The sequence below is a fragment of the Bradyrhizobium sp. USDA 372 genome (genome assembly GCF_053629095.1).
In genome coordinates, this window is the sequence record NZ_JBRJHR010000001.1 from 1,476,053 (window position 1) to 1,492,794 (window position 16,742).

Here is a 16,742-nt window from a genome sequence, read left to right on the forward strand (position 1 = left end):
CCTTTAGACCTAACCCTTGCCGATCGCGGTCTTGAGCAGGCGCAGGCTCTTCGAATAGAGCGAGGTCGCCGCGGCGTAATCCATCTGGTTGCTGGCGGCTTTCATCATCTCCTCCTCCAGATTGACGGCATTGCCGGCAGGGCGGGTCTCGAAACCGGCATTCTTGTTCTGGTCGAAGGCGGAAGGCGCCCCCGACGGCGTCATGTGCGAGGCGCTGGTCCGGGTCATGGCCAAAGGCCCCATGGACCCCGTGACGGCGCCGGTCTTGTCGAGCTTCGGCTCGACCAGGTCGCGCGGCCGGAATTTCGGCGTGTCGGAATTGGAGACGTTCTCGGACAGGACGCGCTGGCGCTCCTGGTGCCACTGCATCTTGGTGCGAAGCGCCGACAGCACCGGAAGGTCGTTGATGGACATCGTCGCGGCTCCCTCCGCCCCGGACGGACCCCAGGGACCGCCGCTAGGCAGAATTTGCCGCCTGTATGGTTAACAGCTGGTTAAGGACCGCTCGCAAAGCATGGCTCCCAGCCGAAGCTGATTCTCGCGCCGGCGCGATTCGCCCCCGCGAAAAGTGGCATTAACCCAACCGTTTGGCGGCGCGTGCACAGGGCAAGAAGTCGTTTTGGATCGGGCGATTCATGGGTTATTAAGAGTTGGGGACGGCAAAACTTGCCGTGGAACGTTAAGAAATCGCAGTTTTGGGGCATCGTCCGCCGGTGGTCGGCTCAACTGACCATGGGCACGAGAAAAGCGCCATTTGTCGGGGACAAGTATGCAAGGCAGCCCTATCACCTTCATCGTCGCGTTCATCGTCGTGCTGGCGTTGATCGGCGTCGCTGCGTGGCTGGTTCGCCGATTCGCCGGTAGCCGCATCGGCGCCAACACCCAGCGCGGCCGGATGCCCCGCCTCGCCGTGATCGACGCCGCCGCGGTCGACGGCCGGCGCCGGCTGGTGCTGGTCCGGCGCGACAATGTCGAGCATCTGCTGATGATCGGCGGCCCGACCGACATCGTCGTCGAGCCCAACATCGTTCGCGCCGCGCCCAGCCGCGACCAGATCCCGCAACGGCCGAATGCCGCCGAACCGCCGCGCCTTGCGCCGATGCCCGATGCCGGCGGCTGGGCCGACGACGCGCCGCGGCCCGAGCTGCTCGATCATCCCGAGCCGCAAATGCCCGAACCGCCGCCGCGGCCCGCGCGCCCCTCCTTCGCCGACGAAGTGCGCCGGCCTGCGCCTGCCCTGGCGGAACGCCGCAGCGAGCCGGCCCTGGGCGGCTTTCCGCCGGAGCCGGTCGCGCCACGTCCCGAGCGCGAACCGCGGCCCGAGCCGCTGCCGCCGCGCATCGCCCGCGGCGAGCCGCCGCTGATGCCGCGTCCGCCGCGCGGCAGTGAGCCGATGAAGATGCCGCCGGTGCGGGCCGAGCGCGCCGCCGCACCACCGCCTCCTCCGCCCGTGCCGCAGGCTCCGCCCGTTCCGCCGCCAGCGCCTGCTGCCGCGCCCTCGAGCGCCGAGCAGAATCTCGCCGAAATGGCGCAGCGCCTGGAGGCTGCCCTGCGCCGCCCGGCGGGGGAAACGGTCGCGCCCCCGGTTGCGCCCGAGCCGCCGCCCGCTCCGGCGCGCGCCGCTCGCAGCGAGCCGCCGGCGCCGCCCGCCCCGCCGGCCAAGCCGGCCGCGGAAAAGACCAGCTTTGAAAATCTCGAAGACGAGATGGCCTCCCTGCTCGGCCGTCCGAAGCCGTCTTCGTGAGGTTGTCGGCCCTCCCGCGTAGAGTTCTTTTCCTTTCTGTCCTGGTCGGCGCGGCTTCGCTCGCGAGCCTCGCGCATGCCCAGGACATCAGCATCAATCTCGGCGGCGGCGCGGGCGGCGGCGGCGTCACCGAGCGCGCGATCCAGCTGATCGCGCTGCTCACGGTGCTCTCGATCGCGCCGTCCATTCTGATCATGATGACGTCGTTCACGCGCATCGTGGTGGTGCTGTCGCTGCTGCGCACCGCGATGGGCACCGCGACTGCCCCGCCGAACTCGGTGATCATCGCGCTCGCGATGTTCCTCACCTTCTTCGTGATGGGACCTGTCCTGCAGAAATCCTATGACGAGGGCATCCGCCCGCTCGTCGCCAACCAGATCGGCGTCGAGGATGCGCTCCAGCGCGCCTCCGTGCCCCTCCGCGGCTTCATGCAGAAGAACGTGCGCGAGAAGGACCTGAAACTGTTCCTGGATCTCTCCGGCGAGGCGCCGCCCGCCACGCCGGACGATCTCGCACTGCGCATTCTCGTCCCCGCCTTCATGATCTCCGAGCTGAAGCGCGCCTTCGAGATCGGCTTCTTGTTGTTCCTGCCCTTCCTGATCATCGACCTCGTCGTCGCCTCGGTGCTGATGTCGATGGGCATGATGATGCTGCCGCCGGCGACGATCTCGCTGCCGTTCAAGCTGATCTTCTTCGTGCTGGTCGACGGCTGGTCGCTGGTGGCGGGGAGCTTGGTGCAGAGTTACGGGGGGTGAGGCGGCCTTCGGGCGATGCCTGCATCCCCTCCGCCCTCAGCGATCGCCTCCGCTCCCTCCCCGTCATTGCGAGGAGCCCTTGCGACGAAGCAATCCAGACTGCCTCAGCGGAACGACTCTGGATTGCTTCGCTACGCTCGCAATGACGAGATCGTGGAACCGTCGCGGGCCGCGCCTCGGGCGATAGCGAGTTCTACCGCGTCATCTTGATCTGCCGGACAACCGGGATCGTGGGCAGCGAGCCGGTGTGGTCGCTCGTGTCCTTGGCCTGCGGAGCGCCGGGTGCGCGCGCCGTGGCGTCGGGGAAGCGCTGCTTCATCTCGCGCAGGAAACCGTCGAGCGTGTCGACGCTGGCGGCGAGCTTGGCGATCTCGGCGAATTCGGCGCTGGAGGCTGCGGCCGGCTTGCTCGCAATGTCGAAGGCGAGACGGTCGGCGCTCTCGCTCATCAGCGGGGCGTATTTCTCGCGGAAGCGCGACAGGCCGATCGAGTCGTCGGCGAGTGCGTAGCCGACGGCGGCGCGGATGATGTCGCTCTTCTCGACCGCATTGAGCGGCTTGAAGTCGCGGAAGCGGTCACCGTAATAGAGCTCGATCTGCTCGGCGGACTCGCGCCAGCGCCGCGCCGCCCAGAAGATGTCGGAGCGCAGGCGTAGCACCTCCCGCCCGGCGACGTTGGAGACGATGTCGAGCGCGAGATCGTGACGGCCGACGTCGCTCTGCGCGCGCGCCTCCAGCAGCAGGCGCTGCTGCCGGAGCTCCCCGGAGAGATCGCTGATGCGGCTCGCGCGCAGCGCGGTGATCGCCATGTCGGGCTTGCGGTTGGCGAGATAGATCATGGCAAGGCGCGCGGCGACCTGGGCGCGTGCGGCGCCTTCGAGGCGATGATCGACCTGGTATTGCAGGAGCTCGGCGGCCTGGTCGAGCAGATCGATCGCGGCGAGACGGTCGGCGAGCCGGCGGATCAGCTCGTCGCCGCGGCGGCCGATCGGCGTCAGCTCGCGGAATTCGTAGAACATCCCGAGCGCCTCGACCGGCGGCAGCTCGTCGCCCTTCGGCCCGAGGAAGATCTGCGTGAACAGCTCGGAGGCAAGATCCTGCGCCTGACGCGAGGCTTCCGCGTTCGGCTGGAGCCTGGTCGCGGTGCGCGCGGCGGTGAGCGCATCGCGGTAGCGTCCGTTCTCGGCATAGAGGCGCGAGAGCATCTGCAGCGTCTTGACCTCGATCGCGTCGCCGCGCCAGGTCATCGACAGCGTCTCGAGCTCGCGCAGCGCCTCTTCCTTGCCGATCTCGTCGCGCTTCTGGCGCAGCGCGACCTCGAGCTGCTTGGCCTCGGCCGCAGCCGGACGGTCGTTCGAGGCGACCGCGAACTTGTAATCGTCGAGCGCATCCTTGTCGTGGCCGAGCGCCTCGGCGAGCCGGCCGCGCAGCACGGCGAAGCCCGGCGCGGCCTCGGGCGGGACACCGACCACCTCGAGCTCGCTGCGGCGCTTGGAGGCGCCGGCATAGTCCTTCACCTCGAGGGATGCGCGCATCGCGTCCATCGTCACGATGCGCTGGATGTCGAGCGGCAGCGAGGCGATGGCGAATTCGACGTTCTTGAACTTCTCGCGAGCATCGGCCCATTTGCCCTGGCGCGCATAGGCGAGCGCCTTCCAGAGCTGGGAATCGTGGCTGTTGCCGATCGCAGGATTGGCGAGATCCTTCAGGCCCTGCGCGGTCCGGCCGATCAGGATGCTGGCGATCGCATGCATGATCAGCGCACCGCTCTCCTCCTTGTTGAGGGGATCGCTCAGCATCACGTCGGTCACGGCCTTGGCCTCGTGATACATCGCGCGCGACATGTAGAATTGCGCGAGGTCGAGCCGCGGCAGCGAACGCAGCGCCGGCTCGACCGCCGAGATCGCCGTCATCAGCTCGCTCTGGCGCGTCATGAAGTTTTCCGACTGACCCTTGCGCCAGCCTTCGGGACTGAAGATCGGGCGCACCGCGGTCGGCGCCCGCTCGGCCGAGATGTCGACCGGCGACAGCGTCAAGCCACCCTTCTTGCCGAGTATGACCTTGTCGGTGCCGACCTCGACGCCGATCTCGTCGGAGTTCGGCCGGATCGCGATGCCGTGCGCGGATTCCAGCAGCGAGAGATCGACGAGGTCCTGCCGCTTGATGAAGCCGCGCACCGGCCGCTGCCCGGTGACGACATAGAGCGTGTCGCCGGCGTCGGGATCGGTGAGCTTGTGCAGCTGGCCCGGATTGGCGAACGGGATCGCGATGTTCGCGAGCGCGGGATCGGTGATGTTGCGCGACATCATCAGCGGCAACGGCGTCGCCTGGATCTTGTCGGCGAGCGTCAACATCCAGTTGGTCTCCTTGCCGACCTCCTCGCTCGTCAGCGAATAGACCAGCGGACGGGTGAGACGGATGCGTACCGCCTGCCCCTTGTCGAGCGGGATGCGGCCGACCTCGCCGATCATCGCGCCGCCCTTGGTGCGGATCGCCTCGACATCGACGGGCTTCGGCGTATCGAACACCAGCCACACGGTGTCGCCGCGGCGGAACGCTGCTGCCGGCGTTGCGACCTGAAGCGGGAACGTTACGCGCAGGCCGTCGCTGTCGCGGCGTGCATCGACGCCGGCAATCGCCGGCGCGACCGGCGCCTCGGCCGGCGCGGCCTTGGCGACATCCTTGGCGGCATCCTTGGCCGGTTCCTTCGCGATCTCCTTGGGCGCTTCGACAGGCGCAGCCGCCGGCGCAGGCGGCCCCGGCTTCGCAGCCTCCTTGGGCCCCTCGGGAGCCTGCGCCGCTTCTGCCGCGGGAGGGGCTGCCGGTTTCGGCGCATCGGCGGGCGGCAGCGCGGCGGGCGCTTCCACCTTCACCTCGGGCTTGATGTCGATCTTGGCCTCGCGCGCGATCGTCTCGGAGGTCGGCGGCGCGACCTCGCGGTGGGCGTCCTTTTTCTCGGCGGCAGGCTTTTCCGGCGCGGGCGCAGGGCTAGCTGCCGGCCCGTGACCGGCCGGCTTCATCTGCGCGATCGTCGCCTCGGGCGTCGCAGCCGACTTGCTCTTGTCGGGCTGGAAGGAGACGTCGACGACATAGTTCTTCTCGTCGCGGAACGAATGCACGTCGGAATCGCCGATCAGCGCGATCTCGACATTGGTCTGGTCGATATCGGATTTCTGCTTGATCGAGGCGACGTTCGGCGGCGCGGCGACCACTGCGTCCGCCAGGTCGAAATTGAGATTGGCGTTAAAGACGAGCGTGAGCTTCTGCTCGTTGAGCACGGAGGAGACGCCGACCCCGTCGGGCATCTCGAACACGAAGCGCACGAAAGTCGGCTGCACCGAGGCACGGACGCGGATCTGCGGACGCTTCTTGGCCTCCGCAGCCGCGCGCTGGGCGCGCAGCGCACGCTCGGCCGCGCGTGCCCGCTCCGCGAGTTCCTTGACCACGTCCATGGGCAGGCTCGGCGGCGGCCCCTTCCAGCCCTCGGGCAGCAGGTCGACGAAGGTGCGCTCGCCGGCGTTCATGGTGTTGACGGTGACGCGCCGCGCCAGTGACAGGCGAATGGCGCCGCCGTCGGGGTCGCGGCGGGCGGAGTTGACGTAATCGGGCGCGCCTTCCGGCACGCGGTCGACGGGAACATCGACGGGCCGGTCGAAGCGGATGATGAGGATGGAGCCTGCGGTCGTCACCTCGGAGGGAACGTCCTCGCCGAGCTTGATGACGAGACGGGCAAAGCCGCCACCGGCTGAAAACGTCGCCTCGCCCCTGATCGGATCGGCCGCCCGGACCGGCGCACCGAGGCCAATCAGGACACAGGCCGCCAGCAAAGAAGCCTTGCGGACATGGCGCGCCAAGCCTCGCGCCGAAGCGCGGGCTCGCGACACAAATCCAGCGGCAGCCTTTCGCGCCATTGGCGGTATTTCTTCCGGTTCGGCGGTCATGCCGGCATGGCGCCGGCGGTGCCGTCGACTGTAGGTCTCGCCAATTAAGGACTTGTTAATGCTATCTCTTGATTTGCGCTGGGAACAGCACGCCGCCGGGTCGAGCGGGGCCCGATCCGCCAGTTTGAATTTGAGACGCAGGCGGTTAAGCAGTCGTTAACGGCTGCACGACAGTGCCGTCGCGGTCGTCAGTCCCTTGACGGCACCCCATAGCGGACAAAGTCTTCGGCGATTCCATCCTCGATTCTCCTGGCCGCCGAGATATCGCTATTGCCGCCATCCGTGTCGCCGAGCTTGAATCTGGCCAGCCCGCGACCGTACAGCGCGCTCGCCAGCTTGGGCGCGTACCGCAGCGCTGCATTGTAGTCGTCGATAGCCGCGGAGAGTTGTCCCATTTTCAGATTTATCAGGGCTCGCGAATCGTATGTCGCGGCGTTGCCCGCTCCCGATCGAAGCACCATGTCGCAGTCCTCCATCGCAGCCTGCAAGGCGCCGAGGACGGCTCGGGCCCAGCAGCGTCCGCTCCACGCCGCCTCCAGCTTCGGGTCAAGGCGAATTGCTTCGTCATAGTCCTGCGCGGCACGGTCGTACGCATTCCTCTTCAAGTACGCTGCCGCACGGTTGGCAAAAGCCGTGGCATAGTCGGGGTTGAGCTTCAGCGCCTCCTGAAAAGCGCCAAGAGCGAGGTCGTGCGAGCCCGTCCTCAGATAGGCCACGCCGAGGTTGTTGAAGGCTTTCGCATAATTCGGGTTGAGCCGGGTCGCTTCAAGGAAATCCTTGATCGCGCCGCCGTAGTCGGCTTTGGCGCTACGGGCATTGCCCCTGTTGTTGTGGGCGACGGCGAAGCCGTTTGCGCTCCCCTCGCCCGCATCGATAAACGCCGTGCAGGCATCGATCCGAGCTTCGGGCGAGAGGCGATCCGACCCGTTACACAGTTCGATGTTCTTGAGTGAGCTGCCCTTCTTCGGCGTCTGCGCCAAGCCCGACGAACCGGCCAGTCCAACGACGAGAATGAGCATCACTGCCCTGATGGCACTGGGTCGTGCGGTCATTTTCACACCAGGCGTCAAATCCCCAGGCGAACGAAGCACTCATCTTGTCTCTCTGCCGAGCCGACTCTGGCCGGCATCAGGGCGGCTTCGGCCAAGCAACGTCTCAGCACCCCCGACAGATATTGAGCCTGCGATTGGCGCTTCGATCGGGCTCCGGCGCCGCGCCTGCGGGCGGCTTCTTCAGGCGCTTGCTTTTGCCCTCTTCGATCAGCGTCGAAAATTTGGCTGACCCGTCATCCGAAAGCTCGATGTGCGGCGTCGTACCTCGGATTCCTAACGTGGCAACGGGCGTATCGACCTTCATGTCGCCGGTCTTCGCAACATTGCCCGCAACGAAAGTGAACGTTCCCTTGGCGAGACTGAACAGGGCCGCATTGGACCTGCCGGCCGGCTCATACACATACTGATCCAGCACAATACGGGCGTTGCTCGATAGATTGAACGAGCTGCCGTCGCTGAAGTTTATTCCGACTCGGCTGTCGGCCCCGGTCAGCACCACGTCACCGAGATAGACGAGATCACCCGCCTTGGCGCGACCGGGCTCACCTGAGACATTCGCCTGAACGATCACTGCGCCCGCGTGTTCGATCGTGACGGTGCCTGTGGCCGCCACCACCTTCCCAATCGGTTTGGACGACGAACTGGCGACGGCGGGCCCGGCGGGATCGATTTGTGCTCGAGCCGCACTCGGCAAGAAATTTAACAGCGCCAAGACCAGGCCCGCCGCCATAGCAGTTATTTTAAGTCTACACATGATCCCCCCTTTCTCGAGAGATCCTGTCGCTGTCGGCGGCTCATTTTCGAACCGCGAAGCGCAATCACAACGAACATAATTCTTGTTTAATTTGGTTAACCGGCCTACTTTATCGCCGCGCTAGGAAAATGCCACAAATTAAATACGTCTCGTTTGTCAATTTTATCACTTTGGCGGGAGGGGTGCGCGAATGGCGGTACGCGTCACCGTCGCCGCGCAATGCATCTCTCGATAGCAGACTTGATGATTTCGGCGGGCAAGCCTTCGGCTGCCAGCGCCCAGGATATTTGTCCCTTGGCGAGGGCCGCCCCAAAAAGACCGTGGCAGCACGCCGAGCCTGAATCGATCACCCAGGCGAGGTCGAGCCATGTCAGCATCCGACATCCAGGTTGGTACCGGGCCTGCAATGGCCTTGCCCGTCCAAATCATCGGCCATATTCAGACAGTGATCGGTTGCGGTACGCTCACGCGAGCCAGTGGCATCACCACGCAGGCCGTAGCTGGCGCGCCTGTCTACCGGACTGACGTGATCGAGACCGATGCCGACGGACAGATCACAGTTCGCTTCATCGACGGTACTTCCTTCAATATCTCCCGCGGCACTCGCGTCTCGCTGAGCGCATTCGTGTTCGAAGGCGAAGGCGAGCCACCTGCAGCCCTGTTCGACGAGACCCGAGGGAGCTTCACTTCCGCACCAGGCCGGGTGGCACAGACCCGGCCTCTCCAGCTGAACACGTCGGTTGCAGGCATTCGCGCCCGAGGGCACGCGGGCGGCTCGGGAATGCTGACGCTTGCAGCATTGACTTTCTCGCTCGGACGAAATGCCGAAGCCGCTGACCCGGACGTCACGCTCCTGGACGAGGACTCCATCACTTACAAGGACCTTGCGCATGGCGCATTCGAGCTCGTGACCAAGGAGCCGATCCCACGGCGTATCATCGTCGAAGATCCGGGCGAGACGATTATACTGAAGAAGGTGGGCTCCAGCATCAGTGTCAATCAGGTCACGAACACGTCCGCTCGCATGGACGAATTGCACGCCGCGCAACAGGACGTGCTCGCCAATCTCGGAGGACAGGGGCCGCATGGCTCAAGCACGCCTCCCTTCGTCAAATCCCAGTCACTGCAGCCGATCAATTTCATTCAGCCGGATGCGCCTGCGCTGCAGCTTACGCCGAGTACGCTGCCGTTCATCACCCTGGCGCCTCTTGAACCTGTACCACCGAGTCTCAGCACCGGGGCTGGGCCAATTGAGCTCGACACGGTGGTCTTCGATACTTTCGCTGCGACGACAGGAACCTTCAGTGCCAACAGCGGCACCGGCGGCGGCCAGCTGAGCTTTGGCGTCGTCGGGGCGATTTCCACCAATACCGTCCTCGGCGGAGTGACATACGATTTGTCGAAGGCGAGCCCCTATGGGGTGCTCTACGTCAACAGCACGAGCGGCGCCTACAGGTTCGAGCCTGACGATGCCGCAATCAACGCGCTGAAGGCGCCCACGACAGACGACTTCGTCATCACCGCCTCCAACGGAGTTACCTCTATCAGCCAGACCTTCACCATCGCCATCAACGGTGTCAACGACGCCGCAATCATCTCCGGCACCACGACAGGGTCTACGATCGAGGCTGGCGGCATCGCCAACGGAACGCCTGGCATGCCGGTTGCGACCGGCACCCTCACGGACACGGACGTCGACGATCCGCCCAATACCTTCACCGCAGTGAGCTCCCCAACAGCGAGCGCCGGCGGCTACGGCACCTTCACCATGAAGGCCTCCGGCGTGTGGACCTACACCTTGAACGACGCCTCCCCGGCTGTGCAGAGGCTCAATGCCGGCGAAACGCTAACCGACAGCTTCACCGTGACCACGATCGGAGGCACCCCTCAGGTGGTGACGATCACCATCCACGGAGCCAATGATGCAGCGGTCATCTCCGGCGACACGACCGGCGCCGTCATCGAGGCTGGCGGCATCGCCAATGCGAATCCCGGTACGCCTGCCGCGACCGGCACGCTCATCGACACCGACGTCGACACGACCGCAAATGCATTCACGGCAGTCGGCTCGCCAACCGCGAGCGCGGCCGGCTACGGCAGGTTCACCATCACGGCAGCGGGCGTCTGGACCTACACGCTCGACAACGCCAACAGCGCGGTGCAGGCGCTCAATGCCGGTGAGACACTGACCGACAGCTTTACGGTGACCACTCTGGACGGAACCGCCCAAGTGGTGACGATTACCATCCACGGCAGCAACGATGCTGCCGTGATTTCCGGCACAGCCGCCGGATCGGTGACCGAGGCCGGAGGCGTTGCCAACTCCACACCCGGCGCGCCGAGCGCAACGGGCACGCTCGTGGCCGCCGATGTCGACAATGCGTCCAATACCTTCACGGCAGTGAGCTCGCCCAAGGCGAGCACGGGCGGTTATGGTGCCTATACGATCACCGCGGCCGGCGCGTGGACCTACACACTCGACAATGCGAGCGGCGCGGTGCAGTCGCTCAATGTCGGCGATACACTCACCGACAGTTTCACCGTCACCAGCCTCGACGGCACGCCGCAGACGGTGACGATCACCATTTTCGGCAGCAACGACGCAGCCCTGATTTCCGGCACCACGACCGGCTCAGTGACCGAGGCAGGAACCTTCTCGCCCGGCGCGCCCATCGCGACCGGCACGCTGACCGATACAGACGTCGACAACGCGCCGAATACGTTCACCGCAGTCTCTTCGCCGACCGCGAGCGACGACGGATACGGAACCTTCACGATGACCGCGGCCGGCGTGTGGACTTACACGCTCGACAACAACAACGGCGTGGTTCAGGCTCTCGATGTCGGCGACACCTTGACCGACACATTCACGGTCACTGCGATCGACGGTACGACGCAGACGGTGACCGTCGCCATTCATGGCGCCAGCGATGCGGACCCCAACGATTTCGACAACCTGGCCACCGGCTCCATCGTGATAAGCGATCCCCCGAACGTGTACGGAACGCCGGGGAGCGAAACCATTGCCGGCGGCGGCAGCACAGGTCAGGTCATCTATGCGGGGGCCGGCAGCGATACGGTCAACGGGACCGGCAAAGCGGACGTTCTCTACAGCGGCTCCGGCAATGACACGATCAAGGGCAATGACGGCGATGACTTTATCTACGGCGGCTCGGGAAACGACACGATCAACGGCAACAACGGCGCCGATACCATAACCGGCGGATTTGGTGCGGACCAACTCACCGGTAGCAATGGGAACGACCGTTTCGCATATTTGTTCGTCGCCGATTCCAACACGCGTCAGTTCGACACCATCACCGACTTCGCGTCGGGATCGGACAAGATCGACCTGACCGCCTTTGGCGCGCTTGGGTTCGCCATCCTGGCGTTGAGCTCGACCAGCACGGCGGTGCCCGCACGTACGATCGCCTGGATCTATGACAGCGCGGCGAATGAAACCATCGTGTACGTCAATCCAACCGACCAGACCCTGCACATCGGCGATTCCAGTCTGCTCGAAATCCATCTGCAGGGGATTGCAACCGTCGACGCCTCGGACTTCATCCTGGCGCCGGGGGCCGCACCCGTGATCGCGGCGGCCAGCGAGCTCTCCGACCTCACCGCACCCCTGCAGAGTGATGCGGCCGCGGTCATGACGACCACTGCCGAGATCTCGTCGGATTCCGGAAGCGGCGACGCCACGCTTCTCGCAGCCGGGAGCCCGGCAATCCAGTCAAGCGAGCCGACCTACAGCCTGGATTCAACTTCGGACCAGATCGGAGGAACTGACTATTCCAGCATCTCCAGTTCGGATCCGATGCAAACGGCCGCGACTGAAACGTCCCACATTGATGCGGTAGCTCCTTCCGCCAGCGGACCGTCTACGACGTTGCAGTCCGTCGCCGCACCGACGGAAGCCAGCTTCGTCTTCCACTTCACGGGCTTCGACACAGCCTCGGCGGCTGGCAAGAATGGCGCGATTGGGGGTGGCCAGATGGCTGACATTGCCATCGACGCGCTGAACTTTGGTCATCTTGCCGCCGAACAGCACGCCGGCCGCGGGCTTGCGCTCGGGAGCGATGCTGGACATCACGGCGTCTCTCCCCCGGGAAGCGCCGAGCAGGCAGCTCATGCCCACGGTCGTAGCAGCAATGAAACTGCAGACATGGCGCTCAACCCAGGCCTTTCGAAGTCATCGACCGGAGGCAACGGCCACCCGCCTGCAAGCGAGACGCAGCAGCTCGGCGACTCATTCCATTTCAAGGATAACGCTTCGCAGGGCTCACAGCACAGCGTGGTGCCGGATCATCTCATAGACCTTGCCGGTCATCACGACCAGGCCGGAGGAGGCCCCGGGTCCGAACTGGCGTTCACGCCTGAACTATCTCCGCCCGATGTTGATCCGCCTCATGGGCCAGTTGCAGCTCACGGCCACGGCTTGCACGATCTGATCGTGTGACGCCGCCGGGCCAATGGCGCCTTCAGTGTTGCTTCCCGGCGCCATCGGGCGCCGAGGCGCTCTCTTCGCCGAGAGAAGATTCATCGTCGCTGCCGTCCTCGCCATCGGGCGGCGCCGCATGCTGATGGCTCAGTGCGGATGTCCATGCGGATGTCATCGCCGCTGTGAGCAGGCGGTTGACGGCCTCGATGACGCGCTCTGCTGCGGACGAGTAGTTCATCGCCTCCTCCTGCGCTGCGGACTGCGAATGGCCGAAGCGTAGGACGGCGCCTTGAGCGCCACTGTACGCCACTTCACACCTGCGCGCGTCAACTCATCGCAGTCCCAGAGGATGCCGCCTGCTCCGGCTGCATCCGGCACGGGATTCTGATTTCCACCTTGTCGAGTTGCCGAGCGTGCGCACTCACAACCTTCGGCTCGTTGCGGTTGGCGCGCGACTCTGAATCAGATGTGACTCTCGGCGATGCAAATCGCATTGGTTAGCTCTGGGGGTAATCAATGAGCGGAGAAGCCGGTTGCATTGTGTGTAGCAGGGCAAGAGCGGTCGTCGCGATCGTCCCGATCGCCAGAGGATATGCCCTGAAGACATATGAGTGCGCCTGTTGCCACAGCACCCTGCAGCTCGTGACCCGCGTCTCGAAGGGGGCGCTGATCAAGCAGCAGGTCAATATCCTCGCTCGGGTGGAGCAGCAGTTGCGCCCGCCTGCTCGCAGGGTGCAACAGGCCTTCGCGAATTAAGCGCGCGAGGCGTCTCGCTGGGCTCCAGTCCAACGACCGCGCGACAACGCGCGAATCGAAAGCGCGCTTCGCCTCGAGCCCTCAGTTCGGCTTTTGCGTCGGCTTGCCGTCGATCTTGGGCAATTCGCCCGCCGAGGCGGACTGGTCGCCGCCGCCGTTGGCGCGGCGGGCCATCTCGACGGTCAGGCGCTCGGCGGCCTCGGACGACATCAGCCCCAGGATGTCCGACATCTTGCGCGGCGCGATGGCCGAGGCGATCTCGATCAGCACGCCCATTTCGAGCCGGTCGAACACCCGCGCGGCATCCTTCGGCTTCATGCCCTCATACATGGTCACGAGGCCCTTCATGCGCTGGGCTTCGGCGGCCTTCTGCTCGGCCTGCGTCGCGGAGATGCGGGTTTCCACCGCCTTCATCTCCTCGACCTTGCCCTCGATGCGCTTCTCGGCCGACTTGAGCAGGCTTTCGCGGATATCGATCTCGCGCTGGCGGGCCTCGATCTCCTGCCGCCGCGCCTGCAACCGTTCCAGGATCGCGCGCTCGGAGGCCGAGACCTGCGGCTGGCCCTCCTCCACCTTGACCACGGTGCCCTCGGGCTTGGTCTCGGGCGCGGCGGGCTTCGGCGCCTCCTTCGGCGCGCCATGGGTCGAGCCGGTGATGATTTCCGGCTCCTCGCGGCCGGGGAAATTCAGGTTCTCCTGCGCCCAGGATTTCTTGGTCTGGTTCGGCTTGTAGTCGAAGACATAGCCGCCGTTGATCGCGAGGCCCACCACCTTCAGCGTGGCGAGGCCTGCGACGGCGACGAGGACGACCGGAATGACGCGGATGTTACGAAAGGACTTCATACCCAGGCTTCATGCGGCAAGGCCGTTGGATCGTCGGCGCTCGGAGAAGGCTTCGGCGGCGGCCGCCACCGCCTTCGCGGTCGACGGCTTGGCCGCGGGCGCGGCGACCGTCTCCGGATTGGTGACGGGACGCGCCGCGATCGCGATCTTGGACAGGCGCCGCACCACGTTGTCGGCCTCGCCGAGCTGCTTGTAGAGCTGGTCCGACATCTGCGTCGCGGCGGCGAGCTGGCTGCCGAGGTTCTCGTTGACGTCGCGCACGGCGAGCTTCAGCCCGCCGATCGCGCGCTCGGCGATCTCGGTCGCGGTGATCAGCTCGCCGATGACGGCCTTCAGCGAATGCTCGTCCGCCTTCAGCCGCGTCAGGCGCTTGTTGAGCATGACGCAGTAGACGATCGTCAGCATCAGCAGGATAGCCACCAGCGTCTCGATCGCCATTCCCAGGGAGTGGTTCATGGGGCCTCCATCATCTTGTTCTGCTCGTCAACCTTCTCGAACATCGCAAGTGTCGTACTTGGCCTGCGCAAGGGTTTCGTCACACGGATCGCGACACGGTCGCCGACCCGACCCATCCGCCCCTCGGTCAGCGTGACGTCGCCGCAGCGCACGGTGACGTTGGCGTCGGCGCGCATGTCCAGCGGCAGCGTGTCGCCGACCTTGAGCCGCATGAGTTGCTTGAGCGGAATGTCGGCCTCGTAGAGCACGGCGTCGACCGCGATCTCGGCCTGCACGATCTCGGTGGCGAAATGGCCCTCCCAGACCGGGTCGCGGCCGAACTTTTCGCCCATGAACATCTGGAGCAGGACGCCCCGGATCGGCTCGATGGTCGCGTAGGGCAGCAGCAGCTCGACGTTGCCGCCGCGGTCTTCCATGTCGATGCGCAGGCGCACCAGGATCGCGGCGTTGGCGGGACGGCTGATCGCGGCGAAACGCGGATTGGTCTCGAGCCGGTCGATCGTGAAGGTCACCGGCGACAGCGGCCGGAACGCCTGCTCGGCGTCAGCCAGCACCACCTCGACCAGCCGCTTGACCAGCTCGGTCTCGATCGTGGTGTAGGGCCGGCCCTCGATGCGCAGCTGGCTGGTGCCGCGTCGGCCACCGAGCAGCACGTCGATCATCGAATAGATCAGGTTGGAATCGACCGTCGCCATGCCGAAGTTCTCCCACTCCTCGGCCTTGAACACGGTGAGGACGGCGGGCAGCGGGATCGAGTTCATGTAGTCGCCGAAGCGCACCGAAGTGATGCGGTCGAGCGAGACTTCGACGTTGTCGGAGGTGAAATTGCGCAAGGACGTCGTCATCAACCGCACCAGGCGGTCGAAGACGATTTCGAGCATCGGCAGGCGCTCGTAGGAGACCATCGCCGAATCGATGATCGCGCGAATGCCGGAATGGTCGTCGAGCGTGACGTCGCCGACGGTGAAGCCGAGGAGATTGTCGATCTCCTCCTGCGACAGCACACGCTCGCCGGAATTCTTGCCGCTGCCGAGATCGCGGCTGCCGTCCTCGACCATGGCCGCCCATTGCAGGGCCATGGTCTCGGATAATTCGTTCTCTGCGGCAGCCTTTGCCGCCTCGGCGGGATCCTCGCTATCGAGCGAGGCCTCCCACTGGGCGGCAATTGCATCCTGGTCGACTTGGTCGTTGCCCGCCATGATCCCTAGTCCGTCATGCTCACTGGACCACGACTTCCTTGAACAGCACGGCGCTGACCTGGACCGGGGCGACCGCCGCGTTGACGCGCTTGGTCAGCTCCTCCTTGAGGCGGAAGATGCCGGCCGAACCGTTGAGGTCGGACGGGCGCAGCTCGCGCACATAGGTCTGGAAGATGTCGGTGACACGCGGCATCGTCGGCTTGATCGCCTCGATCTGCTTCTCTTCCTTCAGCTCCAGCACGATCTTCAGCCGAAGATATTGCACGCGCTCGCCCGGCGCGCCGGCAAGGTTGACCATCATGTCGGGGACGTCGACGAAGGCGGGCGGCTTCGGCGGCGGCGCGGCCTCTGCATGATGCTCGTCGCCGCCATGACGGAAGAAGAAGAACCAGGTCGCGGCGCCGCCGCCGAGGACGGCGAGCGCGCCGACGACCATGATGATGAGCTTGAGCTTGTTCTTCGGCGGGGCGGCTTCCGCGCCATCAGCGGCTGCGCCGCCTTCGTCATTCTCTGCCATGGTCGCCGCGCCCGTTCATCTCTCAAAGGGGTCGAAAGAGCGAAGCCTCCTGGCAGACAACGACGCGATACGAATGCCCAGCGCAGTGCGCTCCTCTGATGCGCAAACGCTACGGTAATAATGGTTAACGGAATCTTTCGATTGGGCCTCCGCTAGGAAAAATCTGCCGGGCAAACATGGCTAACAGAACCTTTCTGCCGCCCGTTCGCGCTCCTCAAAAATCGACAAGATATTGATAAAACTCATCTTTTTTGGTTGGCACGGCTTTCGCTGAGGAAGGGC

At 65.1% G+C, this 16,742-nt stretch carries 12 protein-coding genes; 3 read left to right on the plus strand and 9 right to left on the minus strand.

What is annotated here, in order from left to right:
* Window positions 1-9: 9 nt before the first annotated feature.
* Entirely contained in the window at window positions 10-414 is a 405-nt protein-coding gene (gene flgB / locus AB7M16_RS07355; RefSeq protein WP_172782887.1) for a flagellar basal body rod protein FlgB, read from the minus strand.
* Between the two features lie 355 nt (window positions 415-769).
* Here flgB and AB7M16_RS07360 point away from each other — a divergent pair, with 355 nt between their 5' ends.
* Window positions 770-1,744, plus strand: a complete 975-nt coding sequence (locus AB7M16_RS07360; protein WP_453943509.1) for a flagellar biosynthetic protein FliO — start codon at window positions 770-772, stop codon at window positions 1,742-1,744.
* Window positions 1,741-2,499 carry a flagellar type III secretion system pore protein FliP gene (fliP, locus tag AB7M16_RS07365; RefSeq protein WP_453943510.1) on the plus strand — a complete coding sequence of 253 codons (759 nt, stop codon included), beginning with the start codon at window positions 1,741-1,743 and terminating at the stop codon, window positions 2,497-2,499. The genes AB7M16_RS07360 and fliP overlap by 4 nt, the downstream gene beginning before the upstream one ends.
* Before the next feature lie 193 nt (window positions 2,500-2,692).
* Here the strand turns inward: fliP and AB7M16_RS07370 are convergent, their stop codons facing one another.
* From AB7M16_RS07370 to AB7M16_RS07380, 3 genes are all read right to left on the minus strand, one after another.
* Window positions 2,693-6,409, minus strand: coding sequence for a tetratricopeptide repeat protein (locus AB7M16_RS07370; protein WP_453943511.1), 3,717 nt, complete (start codon window positions 6,407-6,409; stop codon window positions 2,693-2,695).
* 218 nt (window positions 6,410-6,627) lie between these two features.
* A complete protein-coding gene (locus AB7M16_RS07375; RefSeq protein WP_453943512.1) occupies window positions 6,628-7,458 on the minus strand; it encodes a tetratricopeptide repeat protein in 831 nt (276 codons plus the stop codon).
* Between the two features lie 136 nt (window positions 7,459-7,594).
* Window positions 7,595-8,221, minus strand: a complete 627-nt coding sequence (locus tag AB7M16_RS07380; RefSeq protein ID WP_453943513.1) for a FecR family protein — start codon at window positions 8,219-8,221, stop codon at window positions 7,595-7,597.
* A gap of 391 nt (window positions 8,222-8,612) precedes the next feature.
* Between AB7M16_RS07380 and AB7M16_RS07385 the strand changes: the two genes are divergently transcribed.
* Window positions 8,613-12,707, plus strand: a complete 4,095-nt coding sequence (locus AB7M16_RS07385; protein ID WP_453943514.1) for a VCBS domain-containing protein — start codon at window positions 8,613-8,615, stop codon at window positions 12,705-12,707.
* Window positions 12,708-12,729: 22 nt separating this feature from the next.
* Here the strand turns inward: AB7M16_RS07385 and AB7M16_RS07390 are convergent, their stop codons facing one another.
* The 5 genes from AB7M16_RS07390 to fliL all read right to left on the minus strand — a co-directional run bounded on the left by AB7M16_RS07390 (window position 12,730) and on the right by fliL (window position 16,460).
* Window positions 12,730-12,927 carry a hypothetical protein gene (locus tag AB7M16_RS07390; protein WP_453943515.1) on the minus strand — a complete coding sequence of 66 codons (198 nt, stop codon included), beginning with the start codon at window positions 12,925-12,927 and terminating at the stop codon, window positions 12,730-12,732.
* Window positions 12,928-13,526: 599 nt separating this feature from the next.
* Window positions 13,527-14,288 (minus strand): MotE family protein, encoded by a 762-nt coding sequence (locus AB7M16_RS07395; protein WP_172782879.1) that lies wholly within the window; start codon window positions 14,286-14,288, stop codon window positions 13,527-13,529.
* Window positions 14,289-14,297: 9 nt separating this feature from the next.
* Window positions 14,298-14,744: a DUF6468 domain-containing protein gene (locus tag AB7M16_RS07400; RefSeq protein WP_172782878.1), complete on the minus strand. Its 447-nt coding sequence runs from the start codon at window positions 14,742-14,744 to the stop codon at window positions 14,298-14,300.
* Complete coding sequence (gene fliM, locus AB7M16_RS07405; protein ID WP_453943516.1) at window positions 14,741-15,943, minus strand: flagellar motor switch protein FliM; 1,203 nt, start codon at window positions 15,941-15,943, stop codon at window positions 14,741-14,743. The genes AB7M16_RS07400 and fliM overlap by 4 nt, the downstream gene beginning before the upstream one ends.
* Window positions 15,944-15,962: 19 nt before the next feature.
* A complete protein-coding gene (fliL, locus tag AB7M16_RS07410; protein WP_172782876.1) occupies window positions 15,963-16,460 on the minus strand; it encodes a flagellar basal body-associated protein FliL in 498 nt (165 codons plus the stop codon).
* Between the last annotated feature and the right edge of the window lie 282 nt (window positions 16,461-16,742).

What these genes read in the sequence shown, in the direction of transcription:
- flgB (WP_172782887.1), bottom strand. Translation starts at nt 414, where the DNA reads ATGTCCATCAACGACCTTCCGGTGCTGTCGGCGCTTCGCACCAAGATG.
- AB7M16_RS07360 (WP_453943509.1), top strand. Translation starts at nt 770, where the DNA reads ATGCAAGGCAGCCCTATCACCTTCATCGTCGCGTTCATCGTCGTGCTG.
- AB7M16_RS07370 (WP_453943511.1), bottom strand. Translation starts at nt 6,409, where the DNA reads ATGGCGCGAAAGGCTGCCGCTGGATTTGTGTCGCGAGCCCGCGCTTCG.
- AB7M16_RS07375 (WP_453943512.1), bottom strand. Translation starts at nt 7,458, where the DNA reads ATGCTCATTCTCGTCGTTGGACTGGCCGGTTCGTCGGGCTTGGCGCAG.
- AB7M16_RS07380 (WP_453943513.1), bottom strand. Translation starts at nt 8,221, where the DNA reads ATGGCGGCGGGCCTGGTCTTGGCGCTGTTAAATTTCTTGCCGAGTGCG.
- AB7M16_RS07385 (WP_453943514.1), top strand. Translation starts at nt 8,613, where the DNA reads ATGTCAGCATCCGACATCCAGGTTGGTACCGGGCCTGCAATGGCCTTG.
- AB7M16_RS07390 (WP_453943515.1), bottom strand. Translation starts at nt 12,927, where the DNA reads ATGAACTACTCGTCCGCAGCAGAGCGCGTCATCGAGGCCGTCAACCGC.
- AB7M16_RS07395 (WP_172782879.1), bottom strand. Translation starts at nt 14,288, where the DNA reads ATGAAGTCCTTTCGTAACATCCGCGTCATTCCGGTCGTCCTCGTCGCC.
- AB7M16_RS07400 (WP_172782878.1), bottom strand. Translation starts at nt 14,744, where the DNA reads ATGAACCACTCCCTGGGAATGGCGATCGAGACGCTGGTGGCTATCCTG.
- fliM (WP_453943516.1), bottom strand. Translation starts at nt 15,943, where the DNA reads ATGGCGGGCAACGACCAAGTCGACCAGGATGCAATTGCCGCCCAGTGG.
- fliL (WP_172782876.1), bottom strand. Translation starts at nt 16,460, where the DNA reads ATGGCAGAGAATGACGAAGGCGGCGCAGCCGCTGATGGCGCGGAAGCC.